The organism is Halorarum sp. SLYT50, assembly GCF_059821265.1.
The window spans coordinates 1609858-1624636 of the sequence record NZ_CM187555.1; the positions used below are offsets into that span (position 1 = coordinate 1609858).

At 71.5% G+C, this 14779-nt stretch carries 16 protein-coding genes and 2 pseudogenes; 6 read left to right on the forward strand and 12 right to left on the reverse strand.

Going from position 1 to position 14779, the window contains the following annotated elements; translation table 11 throughout:
- Window positions 1-31 precede the first annotated feature (31 nt).
- The 3 genes from AC6RUA_RS08475 to AC6RUA_RS08485 form a co-directional block, all read right to left on the reverse strand.
- A complete protein-coding gene (locus tag AC6RUA_RS08475; protein WP_499815424.1) occupies window positions 32-460 on the reverse strand; it encodes an iron-sulfur cluster assembly scaffold protein in 429 nt (142 codons plus the stop codon).
- A gap of 253 nt (window positions 461-713) precedes the next feature.
- Window positions 714-1997 carry an aminotransferase class V-fold PLP-dependent enzyme gene (locus tag AC6RUA_RS08480; RefSeq protein ID WP_499812595.1) on the reverse strand — a complete coding sequence of 428 codons (1284 nt, stop codon included), beginning with the start codon at window positions 1995-1997 and terminating at the stop codon, window positions 714-716.
- 143 nt (window positions 1998-2140) lie between these two features.
- Window positions 2141-2353, reverse strand: a complete 213-nt coding sequence (locus AC6RUA_RS08485) for a hypothetical protein (RefSeq protein ID WP_499812596.1) — start codon at window positions 2351-2353, stop codon at window positions 2141-2143.
- 115 nt (window positions 2354-2468) lie between these two features.
- On the opposite strand from AC6RUA_RS08485, the gene AC6RUA_RS08490 reads away from it, so the two are divergent.
- The gene (locus AC6RUA_RS08490; protein WP_499812597.1) at window positions 2469-2636 is read left to right on the forward strand and encodes a hypothetical protein; all 168 of its coding nucleotides are present in this window, start codon (window positions 2469-2471) and stop codon (window positions 2634-2636) included.
- 21 nt (window positions 2637-2657) lie between these two features.
- Here the strand turns inward: AC6RUA_RS08490 and AC6RUA_RS08495 are convergent, their stop codons facing one another.
- Entirely contained in the window at window positions 2658-2957 is a 300-nt protein-coding gene (locus AC6RUA_RS08495; protein WP_499812598.1) for a DUF424 domain-containing protein, read from the reverse strand.
- Complete coding sequence (locus AC6RUA_RS08500) at window positions 2957-3715, reverse strand: tetratricopeptide repeat protein (protein ID WP_499812599.1); 759 nt, start codon at window positions 3713-3715, stop codon at window positions 2957-2959. Before AC6RUA_RS08500 ends, AC6RUA_RS08495 begins: the two co-directional genes overlap by 1 nt.
- A gap of 74 nt (window positions 3716-3789) precedes the next feature.
- Between AC6RUA_RS08500 and thpR the strand changes: the two are divergent.
- A pseudogene (gene thpR / locus AC6RUA_RS08505) lies at window positions 3790-4346 on the forward strand (RNA 2',3'-cyclic phosphodiesterase).
- Between the two features lie 91 nt (window positions 4347-4437).
- Here thpR and AC6RUA_RS08510 read toward each other — a convergent pair.
- Window positions 4438-5729: pseudogene (locus AC6RUA_RS08510) on the reverse strand (adenosylhomocysteinase).
- Window positions 5730-5839: 110 nt separating this feature from the next.
- Window positions 5840-7138, reverse strand: coding sequence for an amidohydrolase (locus tag AC6RUA_RS08515; protein ID WP_499815425.1), 1299 nt, complete (start codon window positions 7136-7138; stop codon window positions 5840-5842).
- Window positions 7139-7244: 106 nt separating this feature from the next.
- On the opposite strand from AC6RUA_RS08515, the gene hisG reads away from it, so the two are divergent.
- Window positions 7245-8111: an ATP phosphoribosyltransferase gene (hisG, locus tag AC6RUA_RS08520; protein WP_499812600.1), complete on the forward strand. Its 867-nt coding sequence runs from the start codon at window positions 7245-7247 to the stop codon at window positions 8109-8111.
- Here hisG and AC6RUA_RS08525 read toward each other — a convergent pair.
- The 3 genes from AC6RUA_RS08525 to AC6RUA_RS08535 are packed head-to-tail and all read right to left on the reverse strand — an operon-like array spanning window position 8083 to window position 9985.
- Window positions 8083-9063 (reverse strand): CPBP family intramembrane glutamic endopeptidase, encoded by a 981-nt coding sequence (locus AC6RUA_RS08525; RefSeq protein WP_499812601.1) that lies wholly within the window; start codon window positions 9061-9063, stop codon window positions 8083-8085. The two genes, hisG and AC6RUA_RS08525, sit on opposite strands and share 29 nt — an antisense overlap.
- Before the next feature lies 1 nt (window position 9064).
- On the reverse strand, window positions 9065-9421 hold the full coding sequence (locus AC6RUA_RS08530; protein WP_499812602.1) for a DUF7473 family protein: 357 nt from the start codon (window positions 9419-9421) through the stop codon (window positions 9065-9067).
- A gap of 3 nt (window positions 9422-9424) precedes the next feature.
- A complete protein-coding gene (locus AC6RUA_RS08535) occupies window positions 9425-9985 on the reverse strand; it encodes a TATA-box-binding protein (RefSeq protein WP_499812603.1) in 561 nt (186 codons plus the stop codon).
- Window positions 9986-10182: 197 nt separating this feature from the next.
- On the opposite strand from AC6RUA_RS08535, the gene AC6RUA_RS08540 reads away from it, so the two are divergent.
- Window positions 10183-11190, forward strand: coding sequence for a methyltransferase domain-containing protein (locus AC6RUA_RS08540; protein WP_499812604.1), 1008 nt, complete (start codon window positions 10183-10185; stop codon window positions 11188-11190).
- Between the two features lie 48 nt (window positions 11191-11238).
- On the opposite strand, the gene AC6RUA_RS08545 is transcribed toward AC6RUA_RS08540, so the two are convergent.
- Window positions 11239-11865 carry a protein sorting system archaetidylserine decarboxylase gene (locus AC6RUA_RS08545; protein ID WP_499812605.1) on the reverse strand — a complete coding sequence of 209 codons (627 nt, stop codon included), beginning with the start codon at window positions 11863-11865 and terminating at the stop codon, window positions 11239-11241.
- On the reverse strand, window positions 11862-12908 hold the full coding sequence (locus AC6RUA_RS08550) for an AAA family ATPase (RefSeq protein ID WP_499812606.1): 1047 nt from the start codon (window positions 12906-12908) through the stop codon (window positions 11862-11864). The genes AC6RUA_RS08545 and AC6RUA_RS08550 overlap by 4 nt, the downstream gene beginning before the upstream one ends.
- An 87-nt stretch (window positions 12909-12995) precedes the next feature.
- Here AC6RUA_RS08550 and AC6RUA_RS08555 point away from each other — a divergent pair, with 87 nt between their 5' ends.
- Together AC6RUA_RS08555 and rnz are read left to right on the forward strand one after the other, a co-directional pair.
- Window positions 12996-13670: a hypothetical protein gene (locus tag AC6RUA_RS08555; protein WP_499812607.1), complete on the forward strand. Its 675-nt coding sequence runs from the start codon at window positions 12996-12998 to the stop codon at window positions 13668-13670.
- Window positions 13671-13740: 70 nt separating this feature from the next.
- Window positions 13741-14679 (forward strand): ribonuclease Z, encoded by a 939-nt coding sequence (gene rnz / locus AC6RUA_RS08560; RefSeq protein WP_499812608.1) that lies wholly within the window; start codon window positions 13741-13743, stop codon window positions 14677-14679.
- Window positions 14680-14779: the final 100 nt, after the last annotated feature.

Here is a 14779-nt window from a genome sequence, read left to right on the forward strand (position 1 = left end):
GCGGCGAGCGTGCGAGCGCGAGCGGAGCTCGCTACTCGTCGTCCTCGGTTCGCGTCACGTCGAGGTCCTCGATGTCGCCCTCGTGGAGTTTCGCGCCGTCCTGTGCGACCTGCCGGGCGAGCACCGCGCACTTGATGCGCATCGGCGAGATGTCGACGCCGAGCATCTCGACCACGTCGTCGGTGTCCATCGCCTCCAGTTCGCCGAGCGTCATCCCCGGCATGCGCTCGGAGAGCATCGACGCCGACGCCTGCGAGATGGCGCAGCCGTCGCCCGAGAACGCCACCGACTCGATGGTCTCGCCGTCGTCCGCGAGGCGGACGTCGACCTGGAGAGTGTCCCCGCAGGAGGGGTTCTCCCCCGTGTGCGAGAACGTGGGGTCGTCCATCTCGCCGTAGTTGCGCGGGTTCTTGTAGTGGTCCAGTATCTGCTGTCGGTACATGTCGGAGCCGCCGCCGATTCCCATATCGGGCGAAGCTAGGCGAGTCCGCCCGAAAAGCGTTCCGCCCCACCGTCTGCGCTGCGCGGGCGGCAGAGCCGCCCGCTCGGCAGAATGTGGCTCGAGAGCGCTCCCCTCTCACTCGGCTCGCTTCGCTCGCTCCGTTCGGTCGTCGGCCCGAGCGAGCGACTCTTCTCGTCTGACTTTTTCGAGGAGCGGTCGCCGCAGGGAGCGCGCCGGAGGCGCACTCCCGAGGAGAACCGACGAGAAAAGCTCAGGCGAACAGCTGGCGGGCGTCGTCGACCGCGTCGACGAGTTCGTCGATCTCCTCGCGCGTGTTGTAGAGGTAGAAGCTCGCGCGGGCGGAGGCGGCGACGCCGAGCGTGTCGTGGAGCGGCTGGGTGCAGTGGTCGCCCGCCCGGACGGCGACGCCGCGGTCGTTGAGGATGCTGGAGAGGTCGTGCGCGTGGACGTCGTCGAGGTTGAACGCCACGAGGCCGGCCCGCTCGTCGCCCGACGGGCCGTACACGTCCACGTCGTCGAACTCGGTCAACCGGTCGTACGCGTACTCCGCGAGCAGCGACTCGTGGGCGTGGACGTTCTCCATGCCGACGGCCTCGAGGTAGTCGATGGCCGCGTGGAGGCCGACGCCCTGCGCGATGACGGGCGTGCCGGCCTCGAACTTCCACGGCAGGTCCTCCCACTGGGCGTCCTCGTAGGTGACCTTCCGAATCATGTCGCCGCCGTAGAGGTACGGCTCCATCTCCTCGAGAATCGCCTCCTTCCCGTACAGCACGCCGATACCGGTCGGGCCGCACATCTTGTGGCCCGAGAACGCGAAGAAGTCGGCGTCCATCTCGCCCACGTCGACGGGCATGTGCGGCACCGACTGCGCACCGTCGATGAAGGCGTACGCGCCGTGGTCGTGCGCGAGGTCGACGAGGTCGGCGACCGGGTTCACGGTCCCGAGCGTGTTCGAGACGTGGACCGCGCTCACCATCTCCGTGTCGTCGTCTATCAACTCGCGCGCGTGGTCCATGTCGAGGCGACCGTCGTCGTCCACCCGGACGTAGCGCGCCTCCGCGCCGGTCTTCTTGCACGTCTGCTGCCACGTCACGAGCGAGGCGTGGTGCTCCATCTCGGTCATGACGACGTTGTCGCCCGGTCCGAGTTCGTTCAGCCCCCACGCGTACGCCACGAGGTTCTCGGCCTCCGTCGTGTTCTTCGTGAAGACGACTTCCTCGCGGCCGGCCGCGCCGACGAACTCCGCCACGCGGTCGTGGGCGTTCTCGTAGGCGACGCTGGCCTCCTGGCTCAGTTGGTGGATACCTCGGTGGACGTTCGAGTTGTACGAGTAGTAGTAGTCCGTGATGGCCTCGACCACCCGTCTCGGGGTCTGGCTGGTGGCCGCGTTGTCGAGGTAGACGAGCGGCTTCGTGTCGCCCTCGCTCTCGCCGGGCGTGGTGACGTCGCCGCCGACCTTCCGATCGAGGATAGGGAAGTCCTCGCGGACGGCCTCGACGTCGAGCGGGTACGGTTCCTGCTCTGAGGTTCCCATTGTGGAGAACGAAGGGATGGAAGGGTAACATCCCTTCGGTTCCGCGGACGACGTAACCGTCGACGGTTTCGCGCGTCGGCCGCCCCGACGGGTTCGTCCACCGACCCGACTTCAACAACACCGACCGGCGGCCGGTGCGCCCGCTACTCCGGACCGTCCACTCCCGTGTCGCGCACGCCGACGAGGAACCCCCCGACGTACGACAGCAGCGCGTAGCGACCGAGCACGACGACGGGGAGTGCGACGGCGCCGACGACGGGAATCCCGGCGACCAGGTAGAACGCAGCGAGGAGGAGTGCGAGCGCGAGTAGTCCGAGGAGGGCGTCGATCCGAACCAGCAGGCGGGTGTCGACCACGCGCTACCGTCTCCGAACGCGGACAAAACGGGTGTGCCGGCCCGAACGGAACACGCGGCGACCGACGCGTGACGCGTCGACAAGACTGATTACGTGGTCGGCCGAACCGTCGAACATGGCGGACCGCGAACCGGAGCGGAACGACCCGCTCTCCCCGTACTTCCCCACGCGCACCCCCTCGCTCCCCACTACCGGCCGGGCGTGGATGGCGCTCGTCCTACTGGCGTCGATACTGGTGGGAGTCGTGTTCTGGACCCTCTCGCTGCTGTTGAGCGTCCTGTGACCCCTGCCCGGGACGCTACGACTACAACCAGAGCAGCTGCGCGTGGACCGTCCCGCCCACGTCGAGCACGCGGTCCGCGTCGATGATGCCGGCGTCGACGGCGACGCCGACGCACTCCTCGCCGACGAGGTTCGCGGTGGTCGCCTCGCGGAGGCTGGCGACGACGGCCTCCTCGTCGGCCGGTTCGGCGTCGTCGCCGCCGTAGAACTCCTCGGTGACCTCCAGCCTGACCTCCCCGCGCTCGAACGTCTCGCCGAGCACGTCCGCGTCGCAGACGGACACGAGCGTTCCCTCGGGCGTGTCGCGCTCCGTGAGAAGCATCACCGCTCGCCGTACTCCTCCACGAGTTCCTCTTCGGCCTGCTGGCGGAGTTCCTCCGCCCGTTCGGCGACCTCCTCGGCGCGTTCGTCCTCGCCGAGTTCGTCGAGCGCGCGCGCCTTCTCCTCCAGCACCTCCGAGGTGCGCATGCCGAGGCGGACGGCGTTGTCGAACGCGTTGACGGCCTCTTCGAGGAGGCCACGCTCGGCCAGGAAGAACCCGCGGTTGTACCACGCCTGCGGGAAGCGGGGGTCGATTTCGACCGCGCGCTCGGCGTGTTCGAGCGCCTGTTCGGTCTGGCCCGACTCGTGGAGCGCGTACGCCAGGTTCGTCTCGGCGCTCGCGGCGTGTTCGGAGTCGTCGTCGATGCGGAGCGCCTCGCGGTACGCGCCGATGGCCTCGTCCCACTCCTCCAGTTGCGCGTGGGCCGCGCCCTTGTTCACCCAGGCCTCCTGTGCCTCCAGGGAGTCTTCCTCGGCGAACTGCGCGGCTCGCTGGAACGTCTCGGTCGCCGCCTCGAAGCGGTTGATGCCCATGTACGACAGCCCCACGTCGACGAGGCTCTCGACGTCGACCTGGTCCTTGGCGATGTTCCGCTCGTCGAGGAGGTCCGTGACGACGCGCGTGTCCACGGGGTCCACCTGCGAGGGGTCCGCGTTCAGTTCCTCGGGGTCGAGGGTGAACTCCTCGTACTCCTCGTCGAGCCCCTGTCCGGCGGAGAACGCGTGCCGTCGTCCGTCTTCCGGGTCCTCGTCGCTCATTACCGCCCGATTGGCCGAGCGCGCGGGTAAGGCTTGCGCGTCCGACTTTTCACCGCTCGGCCCCACGTGAGGGTATGCCGCGCCTGTTCGTCTCCGTCGACCTGCCGGACGCCCTCGCACCGGCGTTCGCGGACGTCCAAGACACGCTCCGGGGCGTCGAGAGCCTCCGGTTCACGGACCCGGAGCAAGCGCACTGCACGCTGAAGTTCCTCGGTGACACGCCCGAGGCGGACGTCGAAGGAGTGGTCGCCGCCCTCGAAACCGCCGTCGACGACGCCGACGTCGCCCCGTTCGACGCCGAACTCGGCGGGGTCGGCGCGTTTCCCTCGCCGGAGTACATCAGCGTCGTCTGGGTCGGCGTGCGCGACGGGAGCGAGGAGTTGACCGCGCTCCACGACGCCGTCGAACGCGAGACCACGGCGCTCGGGTTCGACGCCGAGGACCACGAGTTCACCCCCACGTCACGCTCGCCAGGATGGACGACGCGCGCGGGAAAGAGCGGGTCCAGTCGGTCATCGCGGAGACGGACCCGACGGTCGGGCGGTTTCGAGTGGAGGAGGTACGGCTCACCGAGAGCACGCTCACGGACGACGGTCCGGCGTACTCGACGGTGGCGCGTATCGCGCTGTGACCCCGCCGTGGACTCGTCGGCCGTCGGTCCGCTAGTCGGTCAGGCGAGCGGCACGGTAGCGCGGCCGCCGCAGGCGCTCGGCTCGGGGGGCTCAGGTCCCGTGCTGCCACGACCCCATGTACTCGCGCTGCTCGTCCGACAACTCGTCGAAGCCGACGTCCTCGGCGGCGAGTTTTATCTCGGCCACCTCCCTGTCCAACTCGTCCGGCACGTCGTGGACGCCCGCGTCGTACTCCTCGCCGTTCTCGACGAGTTCGCGGACGCAGACCGCCTGGACGCCGAAGCTCTGGTCCATCACCTCGACCGGATGCCCGAGGGCGATGGGTGCGGCGAGGTTGACGAGGCGACCCTCCGCGAGCACGTTCAGCCGGCGACCGTCCGCCATCTCGTAGGCCTCGACGCCGTCGCGCGCCTCGTAGCGGTCGACCGCCATGTCGTCGAGTTGCTCCAGGTTTATCTCCACGTCGAAGTGGCCGGCGTTCGCGAGGAGGACGCCGTCGTTCATCCGCTCGAAGTGCTCCTCGGTGACGACGTCGCGGTTGCCGGTGGTCGTGACGAACACGTCGCCCATCTCGGCCGCCTCGGCCATCGGCATCACGTCGTACCCCTCCATGTGGGCTTCGAGCGCCTTCCGGGAGTCCACCTCGCAGACGACGACGTTCGCGTTCTGGCCCGCCGCCTTCTTCGCGACCCCCTTCCCGCAGTAGCCGTAGCCCGCGACGACGACGTCCTTGCCGGCGAACGAGAGGTTCGTCGTCATGGCGATGGTGGCGAGGCTGGCCTCGCCCGTCCCGTGGACGTTGTCGAACAGCCGCTTCATCGGCGTGTCGTTCACCGCGAACACGGGGTAGTTCAGCGCGCCGTCGGCGTCCATCGCTCGAAGGCGGTGGACGCCCGTCGTCGTCTCCTCACAGCCGCCGACGATGGAGTCGATGAGGTCCGGGTGCTCCTCGTGGATGGCCGCGACCATGTCCATCCCGTCGTCGACGGTCACCGTGGGGTCGTGGGCGATGACCGCCTCGATGGCGGCGTAGTAGTCGTCGTCGTCGACGCCCCGGACCGCGTAGGAGGTCACGTCGTCGTTGGCGTCGAGGGCGGCGCTCACGTCGTCGTGCGTCGACAGCGGGTTACAGCCGGTGATGGCGACCTCCGCCCCCCGAGCGCGAGCAGTTCGACCAGGTTCGCCGTCTTCGCCTCGACGTGCATCGCCATGCCGACGACCTGCCCCTCGAACGGTTTCGACTCGCGGAACTCCTCGCGGAGGCGCGACAGGATGGGCATGTGCTGGAGCGCCCACTCCATCTTCCGGCGACCCTCGGCCGCGGCCGACTCGGGGTCGTCGAGGTGGTCCGTGACAGGCGGGTACGGCTCGCTCTCGCTCATGGCTCGCGGTTCGGCGGTGCCCGCCTTAACCCCGCCGAAGGAGCGCGTCGCCCGCCCGCGAGGACGCACACCCCCGGGCGGATTCGCGAGGCGTCGCGCGGCGGAAGGCGCTACTCCCGGGCGCGGTCGACGGCCGCGGCGGCCGCCTCCTCGGCTCGCTCGCGGACCTCACCCTCGTCGAACCCGAGCACGTCCCGGTCGCGCATCACGACGCGCCCGTCACAGACCGTGTGGCGCACGTCGCTCCCGCGGGCGGCGTACACGAGGTGCGACACCAGGTCGTGGTGCGGCGTCAGGTGCGGCGCCGCGAGGTCCACCACCGCGAGGTCGGCGTTCGCGCCCGCCTCGACCCGTCCGGAGTCGAACCCGAGCGCGCGCGCCCCGTTCTCCGTCGCCATCCGGAGGACCGATTCGGCGGGCACGGCGCTGGCGTCGTCGGCCGCGAGTTTGCCCAGCATCGCGGCGTCGCGCATCTCGTCGAACAGGTCGAGGTCGTTGTTCGACGCCGCGCCGTCCGTCCCGAGCGCGACGTTCACCCCCGCGTCGAGCATCGCCTGGACGGGCGCCATCCCGGACGCGAGCTTCATGTTCGACGCCGGGCAGTGGACCACGCTCACCCCTCGTTCGGCGAGCAGGGCTATCTCCGACTCGTCCGCGTGGACGCCGTGTGCGACCCACGTGTCGCCCCGGAGGAGGCCGCAGTCGTCGGCGTACGCGCTCGGGCGCTCCCCGCGTTCCTCGAGGACCGGGTCGACCTCCTGGCGGGTCTCGTTGAGGTGGAAGTGGAGCGGGACGTCGGCCTCGCGGGAGCGGTCTGCGGCCTGCCGGAGGAGGTCCTCGTCGACGGTGGTGAGCGAGTGGGGCATCACCGCCGTGCGGACGCGCCCGTCGGCGGCCCCGTCGAACTGTCGGGCCACCGCGAACGACTCGTCGAGGTCGCCCTGCGCCCCCTCCTCGTCCTTGCCGACGCTCACGACGCCGTGTCCGACGCGGGCGCGGATGCCGGCGCGGTCGACCGCCGCCGCCACCTCGCCCACGTGGAAGTACATGTCGCCGACGGCGGTGACGCCGGAGCGAATCATCTCCACGAGACCGAGTTCGGTCCCGGCACGCACGTCCGACCCGCGGAGCGCGCCCTCGACGGGCCACACGTCCTCGCGGAGCCACGCGTCGAGCGGCTTGTCGTCGGCGTAGCCGCGCAGGAGCGTCATGGCGGCGTGACAGTGGGCGTTGACCAGTCCCGGAATCACCAGTCCGTCGGCCGCGTCGAGCGTGTCGTCCGCGTCGGAAGCGAGGTCCGGACCCACCTTCACGACGTCGCCGCTGTCCGAGTCGACGAGCACGTCCGCCTCCTCGACCGCGAACCCGGGCGTCAGCACGAATCCGTCGGTGAGCGCGAGGGTACTCATGCCGCCACCGTCGGCCGGCCCCGTACTCAATCCGTCGACCGGAGCGGCGACGGGCGCGACCTCGGTTCCCGAAAGAGCGTTGTGCGCCCGCGCCGTCGCCCCGGACATGCGCATCGCCGTGCCCAACAAGGGGCGTTTGCACGAGCCGACGATGGACCTCCTCGAGCGGGCGGGGCTGCACGTCGAGGAGACGGCCGACCGCCAGCTGTACGCGGACACGGTCGACCCGGACGTGTCGGTGCTGTTCGCTCGCGCGGCCGATATCCCGGAGTACGTCGCCGACGGCGCGGCCGACGCCGGCGTGACAGGCCTCGACCAGGCCCGCGAGTCGGGCCACGACCTGGTGGACCTCCTCGACCTGGAGTTCGGCCGGTGTCGACTCGTGCTCGCCGCCCCCGAGGGCGGCGACATCACCGAACCCGGCGACGTGGCCGGGCGGACGGTCGCCACGGAGTTCCCCCGCGTCACCCGCGAGTACCTCGACGACGCGGGCATCGACGCCGAAGTGGTCGAGGTGACGGGCGCGACGGAGCTCACCCCCCACGTCGACATGGCCGACGCCATCGTCGACATCACGTCCACCGGGACGACGCTCCAGGTGAACCGCCTCGCCGTCGTTGACGAGGTGCTCGCCTCCTCCGTCCGCCTGTTCGCGCGCCCGGACACGGCGACGGACGCGAAGGTGACGCAGGTCGCCACCGCGTTCGAGTCCGTCGTCGCCGCCGAGGGGAAGCGCTACCTCATGATGAACGCGCCGCGCGAGAGGCTGGACGAGGTGAAGGACGTCATCCCCGGCATGGGCGGGCCGACGGTGATGGACGTGGCCGACTCCAGCGACCCGAGCCAGAACGGGGAGCACGTCGCGGTCCACGCCGTGGTGGACGAGCGGCGGGTGTTCGAGGTCATCACCGACCTCAAGGCGGCGGGCGCGAGCGACGTGCTCGTCACCGAAATCGAGCGGCTGGTGGAGTAGCCTCCTCGGGTTCCTCTCCGCGTTCGCGCCAGCGGAGGTCCGGCGAGACCACGCGCCCGTCGACGCCGCCGCCGCCGGTCCAGCGCGCCCACGCCACCGTCGCCGCCGTCCCCAGCGCGAGTGCGGCGATGCCGAGCAGGCCCGCCTCCGGCCCGAACGACCCGCCGGTGACGACGGGCGGTCCGACGGGGTCCAAGTCGAGCAGGCGCGCCCCGGCGGTCGTCCCGCTCACCGGCAGGCCGTACACCATCCCCTGCGCGAGGTTCCAGGTGACGTGGACGCCGACTGGGAGCGCGAGCCGACCGGTGAGAACGTACCCGAGTCCGAGGAACACCCCCGCGAGCGCGACGCCGAGCGTGGAGACGAGCGAGGCGGCGGGGTTCGCCCAGTGGGCGACGCCGAAGACGCCCGCGCTGACCAGTAGCGCCCCCGCGACCGCCCCCCGGTCGCTCAGGTAGCCGCCGAGCGCCTCCGCGACGTTCGTGAGGAGGTAACCCCGCACGAGCAGTTCCTCGTAGACGCCGACCGCGAGATAGACGACGAGCAGGCCCGCGAACGCCGCCGGCGAGCCGACGGCGACGCCGACGAGTCGGAACCAGCCCGCGAGGAAGCCGACGACGGCCACGAGCGTCTGGAGCGCCAGCCCGAGCGCCAGTCCGGCGAGGAGGTCCGCGAGCCAGCCGTGTTCGACCCGGAGGCCGAGGTCGGAGAGCCGCCGCCTGTCGACGTATCGGGCGGCGACCAGGACGCCGGCGGTCACCGCGGCGCCCGTCGCGAGCGCGCCGATCGGACCGGTCCGCGGACTCGGGCCGCGAACCGCGGTGACGGCCACGCTCACGGCGAACGACAGGACGAACAGGACGACGGTGGCGAGAACCAGCCTGACGTGAGCCGGCGGGCGGCGCTCGTCGGCGTTCCAGACGAGCGAGCGGAGGGCGGCGCGCGGGGTCATCTCATCCGGGCGCCGTCTGGTAGAGGGCGAGCGTGTAGTTCACGAACAGGGCGAGCACGAGCGTCAGCGCGTAGTGGACGGCGGTCACCGTCGCGGCCCCGCGCGGCGACAGGCCGTACGACAGCGTGACGGCGACGAAGTCGACGACCAGCGCGAGCAGGATGACCGCGTACGGCGGGAGGACGACGAGCGTGAGCATCGCCGTCGCCATCGCCAGCCCGGGCCCGACCGCGCGGCGGAGTTCCGCGGCGTCGCCGAGCACGAAGTACGCGGCGGTGTTGGCGACGAACGTCGAGAGGACGACGAGCAGCAGGAACCCACCCACCACCTGCACGGGCGTGACCTGCAGCGGGAGCATGCGCTACCCGAGCAGACCGAGGTCCGAGAGGCGGTCGGTGATGACCTCGACGGCCGCCTCGGCGTCCGCGGGTTCCTTCCCGCCGGTGATGACGAGCTTCCCGGAGCCGAACAGGAGCGCGACCACGTCCGGTTCGTCGAGTCGGTACACCAGTCCCGGGAACTGCTCGGGTTCGTACTCGATGTTCTCCAACCCGAGCCCGATGGCGATGGCGTTGAGGTTCAGCGACTTCCCCAGGTCCGCCGAGGTGACGATGTTCTGGACGGTTATGTCGGGCGTGTCCTCGATGGGAATCTGGAGGTCGCGGAGTTTGTCGAAGACGATGTGGAGCGCCTCGTGAACGTCGTCGGTCGACTTCGCTCCCGTGCAGACGATTTTGCCCGACCGGAAGATGAGCGCTGCGCTCTTCGGGTTCTGCGTGCGGTAGACGAGCCCGGGGAACTGCTCGGGGTCGTAGTCCGCCCCTTCGAGGTCCATGGCGACGGTCTGGAGGTCGAGCTCCTGCCCGATGCCAGTGGACGCGACGACGTTCTCGATGTTTATCGTCTCCTTCGGATCCACCATGTATCGACTTAAACGTCGTATTTAAGGTTTAAAGTAGTACCGCCGGGCGGCGACGGTTCGCGTGTCCGCTCTGGTCGGTCGCGCGGGCGGGGCGCGACGAGGCACGTGAGTGGAGGAGGACGGGAGAGGTACGGAGCGGGTCCGTGCCGGGAGCGGCGCACCGCGACCGACGAGCGTTCGGCGGAGTCGGGGGGTTCATGGCGACCGGCGACTCAGCGGCGCACGTGTACGGGCTGGAACTCGCCGGCGAGGAGGACGACTTCGCGGCCCGCGAGGCCGAGAGCGCGGCCGTCGGCGTCGACGTCGTCGCTCCGGGGCTGGCCGTCGCGAACGCGGTCGACCGGGGCGCCGCGCGCCGACTGGCGTACACCCGCTCGGTCGTCGACCTCCTCGGACGGACGGACGCGGACCCGCGGAGCGCGCGCGCCGTCGTCGCCGCGTCCGACCTCGCGGGCGTCCGCGGCGGGAGCGTCGCCGTTCGCGCGCGGGTGGTCCGCGACTCCGCCGCCGTCAGCACGCGCGAGGCCGAACGGGCGTGCGGCGACGCGCTGGTCGACCGCGGCTTCGCCGTCGACCTGGACGACCCCGACCACGTCCTCCGGGTGCTGTTCGCGGGCGACACCTGCCTCGTCGGCTGGGTCGTCGCCGAGTCCGTCCGCGACTTCGGGACGCGAAAGCCCACCGACCGCCCCTTCTTCCAGCCGGGGAGCATGGCCCCGATGGACGCCCGGGCGTACGCCAACGTCGCCGGCGCGGGACCGGGTCGCCGCGTGCTCGACCCGATGTGCGGCACGGGCGGGGTGCTCGTCGAGGCCGGCCTCGTCGGGAGCGCCGTCGTCGGCGTCGACGCGCAGGCGAAGATGGTCCGCGGGGCGCGCGAGAACCTCGCGCACTACGTTCCCGACGCCGACCGCGAGGTGGTGCGCGGCGACGCCACGGCGCTCCCCCTCCGCGACGACGCCGTCGACGGCGTCGTGTTCGACGCGCCGTACGGCCGCCAGTCGAAAATCGCGCGCCACGACCTGACGGACCTCGTCGCCGGCGCGCTCTCGGAGGCCGCGCGCGTCGCCCCCCGTGGCGTGCTCGTGGCCGACCGCTCGTGGCGCGAGGCGGCGCTCCGGGCGGGGTGGCGCGTCACCGACCTGTTCGAGCGGCGCGTCCACCGCTCGCTCGTCCGGCACGTGCACGTGCTCGAACGGGGTTGAGTGGCGACCGGCGGACCGGTTCTCCCGTGAGCAGGACGCGCCGAGCGGTCAGTCCCGCCGCGCGAGTACCGACCGTCCGGCCCTGACCGTCTCGCCCTTCGCCACGCGCACGTCGCTCGCGTCGTACGACTCGGGGAGGACCACGTCGGCGCGAGAGCCGAACGCGATGTGCCCGACGCGGTCGCCGCGCTCGACCGCGTCTCCAGTCGAAACGTAGGGGGTGATGCGGCGTGCGAACCAGCCGGCGACGAGTGCGCCCCCGACCTCGGCGCCGTCAGGAGTCGCGAGCCCGAACTCGACCCGCTCGTTCCGGTCGGAGTCCTTGGCGAACGCCGGACGGTGTGCCGCGCCGCGGTGGTCGAGGCGGGTCACCCGCCCGGCGACGGGCGCGCGGTTCACGTGCACGTCGAACGGGCTCATGAACACGCCGACGCGAACCCGGTCGCCCTCCTCGCGGAGCACGGAGACGCGGCCGTCGGCCGGCGAGACGACACCCTCCCCGGCGGGCGTCCGGTCGGGGTCGCGGAAGAACCAGACGACGAACCCCGCGAGGAGTGCGAGCAGGACGCCGAGCGGTGGGAAGAGGAACAAGGCCGGCACCGCGACGAGGAGGAGCGGGAGCGCGAACCGGCGCGTGCCGGGCGCGAGGCGCGACGGGAATACCGGCACCGTCACGCGCCCACGCCGCGGACGGGCGTCTCGAACGTCCGCCGGCCCGCCCCCCACGCGGCGAGCAGGTGCGTGAGGTGGAGGCGGTCGTCGGTCCCCCGCGAGAGGTCGAGGTCGGCCTCGCCCGCGAGCGCGTGGAGGCGGGCGACCGACGCGGCGTCCGCGTCGGACTTCGAGCGGGCGACGCGGAGCAGTTCGCGCAGCAGGTCGCCGCCGTCGAACCCCTCCTCGTGGAGCAGGTCGTCGACGGCGCCCCGGGCGTCGGCGAGTTCGCCCGCCCGGGCGGCCGTCAGCGCCTCCAACACCTGTTCGTCCCTGCCGACGTGGTTGAGCGTCTCGTAGGCGCCCTGCATCGTGAGTTCGCCGTGCTCGACCGCGGTCGTCTGTGCGGACAGCACCGCCCGGCGGAGGTCCCCCGCGGCCGCGCTGGCGACGTACTCCAGGCCGTCGTCGTCGTACTCGACCGCCTCGGCCTCGCAGACGTCCCGGAGGACGCCCATGGTCTCGTCGGTCGTCGGCGCGCGCACCGGCACCGGGAAACACCGCGAGCGGATGGGGGGGATGAGCTTCGAGGGCTGGCGGGTCGTAATCACGAACTGCGTCGTGCGGTGGTGCCGCTCCATAACGCGCCGGAGCGCCTGCTGGAAGTCCTCGCGGATGGCCTCCGCGTTGTCGAGCAGGAGCGTCCGGTACTCCCCGGACATCGGCGCGTTGGCGGCCGACTCCTTGAGCACGTGGTTTATCATGTCGCGCTTCGCCATCCGGCTCCGCCCCTCGAGGAACGGCTCGAAGCGGGGGTCGGTGCGTATCTCCTTCTTCGTCCGGTCGAAGAAGTCGGCGACGTTTATCTCGACGAGGTCGTTGTCGGGGTCCGCGTGCGCCTCGCGGGCGAGCGCCCGGACCGCGGCGGTCTTGCCGACGCCCGGCGGCCCCTGCACGACGAGGTTCATCGGCTCGTCGACGGCGCGCGCCAGGCGGTCGCGCACCTCCGCCTGCGGGACGTCCGCGAGCGTCGGGGCGTGCGTCTCGGTCCAGAGCGGGCCGTCCATCGGCCGGGGGTAGCGGACCGACGGGTATGAAGGTAGCCGTTCGCGTCGAGGAGAAAGTTCTTACACCGCGCGCGGAATCGCTGGCGCATGGTCTCCAGACCGACCCTCGCGGCCGCCCTCCTCGCGTTCGTCGTCGGTACCGCCCTCGGCGGCGTCGGCGTCGCCGCGACCCTCTCGCTCGACGACCCGTTCGCCAGCCAGCCAGTGGACGAGGCCCGTCTCGCCTCGTTCGAGACGGTGGGCGTCGACTGCGTCGACCCCGCCGCGCGCGACCCCGACGCCCCGCCCGACGAGACGATAGCCGCGCCCAACGGCTCCGGCACCGACCTCACGCTCCGACAGAATCTCACCGTCGCCGAACCCGGGGCGACGCTGTCGGGACGCCTCGACGGTATCGCACCCGGCACGTACGCCCTCCGGATGCGGACCGAGGGCGGAGACGAGAACGCGACCGCCTGTTCGGAGGGACGGACGGAGGCGCGGTTCGTCGCGAACCTCACGTTCCCCGACGACGACTACACGCTCCTCCTGTTCCACGACCGCGAGTACGTCGGGTCGAGTTTCGCGCGTCACAGTTCCGGCCCGTTCTCCGGGGGCGCGAGCGGCGGCGGGAGCGTCGCCGTCGGCGGGTCGGCGGGAGCGAGCGGCGCGGCCGACGGCGATGGCGCCGACGACGCGGACGACTCCGGCGGTGGGAGTAGCGGCGCGGACGGCGGGACCGCGGCGAACGCGACCACGACGCCGACCGACGCCCCCGCGTAGCCCGCACCCCGCGGCCAGCACCCGACCGCGCTTCGACAGCGTTTCACCGCAGGCTGTCGGAGCCACGGCCATGACGCTACGGGTGACGTTCCTCGGGACGAGCGGGGCGGTACCGACGGTCGAGCGCGCCCCCAGCGCGATCCACGTCAACCGGGAGGGCGACGAGTTGCTGTTCGACTGCGGCGAGGGCACCCAGCGGCAGATGATGCGGTTCGGCACGGGGTTCGGTCTCTCTCACGTCTTTCTCACGCACCTGCACGGCGACCACGTGCTCGGCCTGCCGGGGCTGGTGCAGAGCCTCGACTTCAACGACCGCGAGTCGGCGCTGGCGATTCACGGCCCGCCCGGGTCGCGCCGACACGTCCGCGAACTCGTCCACGCCGTCGGCCACGACCCGACGTTCCCGGTCCGCATCGACGAGGTGTCCCCGGGGAGCGTGGCGCTCGAACGCGAGGAGTACGAGGTACGGGCGTTCGAGACGGACCACCGGACCACCTCTGTCGGGTACGCACTCGTCGAGGACGACCGGAAGGGCCGGTTCGACCGCGAGAAGGCCGAGGAGGACCTCGGCATCCCGCCCGGTCCGCTGTACGGTCGGCTGCACGCGGGCGAGCGGGTGGAACTCGACGACGGCACGGTCGTCACTCCCGAGCGGGTGGTCGGACCCCCTCGCCCCGGCCGCACGTTCGTCTACACCGGCGACACCCGGCCGGTCGACACCGTCGTCGAGGCGGCCGAGAGCGCGGACCTGCTGGTCCACGACGCGACGTTCGCGGACGAGGCCCGCGACCGCGCGCGCCAGACCGCCCACTCGACGGCGTCCGAGGCGGGCGACGTCGCCCGCCGAGCGGGTGCGAAGCGGCTTGCGCTCACGCACATCTCGTCGCGGTACGCCGCCCGGGCCGGTCTGCTGGAGTCCGAAGCGCGGGAGGCGTTCGACGGCGAGGTGTTCGCGCCCGACGACGGCGACGAAATCGAGGTTCCGTTTCCCGAGACCGACGCGGAGTGAGGCGGGCGCGAGCCGGAACGCGAGGAGGCCCAGCGGGAACCGACCGCGAGGAGCGGGTCGACGGCGGCGCGGCCTTTTTACTTACCAACCCCTAACACGG

What these genes read in the sequence shown, in the direction of transcription:
- AC6RUA_RS08495 (WP_499812598.1), bottom strand. Translation starts at nt 2,957, where the DNA reads ATGCTTCTCACGGAGCGCGACACGCCCGAGGGAACGCTCGTGTCCGTC.
- AC6RUA_RS08530 (WP_499812602.1), bottom strand. Translation starts at nt 9,421, where the DNA reads ATGCTCCCGCTGCAGGTCACGCCCGTGCAGGTGGTGGGTGGGTTCCTG.
- AC6RUA_RS08535 (WP_499812603.1), bottom strand. Translation starts at nt 9,985, where the DNA reads ATGGTGGATCCGAAGGAGACGATAAACATCGAGAACGTCGTCGCGTCC.
- AC6RUA_RS08555 (WP_499812607.1), top strand. Translation starts at nt 12,996, where the DNA reads ATGGTCTCCAGACCGACCCTCGCGGCCGCCCTCCTCGCGTTCGTCGTC.
- AC6RUA_RS08490 (WP_499812597.1), top strand. Translation starts at nt 2,469, where the DNA reads ATGGCGGACCGCGAACCGGAGCGGAACGACCCGCTCTCCCCGTACTTC.
- AC6RUA_RS08540 (WP_499812604.1), top strand. Translation starts at nt 10,183, where the DNA reads ATGGCGACCGGCGACTCAGCGGCGCACGTGTACGGGCTGGAACTCGCC.
- AC6RUA_RS08525 (WP_499812601.1), bottom strand. Translation starts at nt 9,063, where the DNA reads ATGACCCCGCGCGCCGCCCTCCGCTCGCTCGTCTGGAACGCCGACGAG.
- AC6RUA_RS08480 (WP_499812595.1), bottom strand. Translation starts at nt 1,997, where the DNA reads ATGGGAACCTCAGAGCAGGAACCGTACCCGCTCGACGTCGAGGCCGTC.
- AC6RUA_RS08500 (WP_499812599.1), bottom strand. Translation starts at nt 3,715, where the DNA reads ATGAGCGACGAGGACCCGGAAGACGGACGACGGCACGCGTTCTCCGCC.
- AC6RUA_RS08550 (WP_499812606.1), bottom strand. Translation starts at nt 12,908, where the DNA reads ATGGACGGCCCGCTCTGGACCGAGACGCACGCCCCGACGCTCGCGGAC.
- AC6RUA_RS08515 (WP_499815425.1), bottom strand. Translation starts at nt 7,138, where the DNA reads ATGAGTACCCTCGCGCTCACCGACGGATTCGTGCTGACGCCCGGGTTC.
- rnz (WP_499812608.1), top strand. Translation starts at nt 13,741, where the DNA reads ATGACGCTACGGGTGACGTTCCTCGGGACGAGCGGGGCGGTACCGACG.
- hisG (WP_499812600.1), top strand. Translation starts at nt 7,245, where the DNA reads ATGCGCATCGCCGTGCCCAACAAGGGGCGTTTGCACGAGCCGACGATG.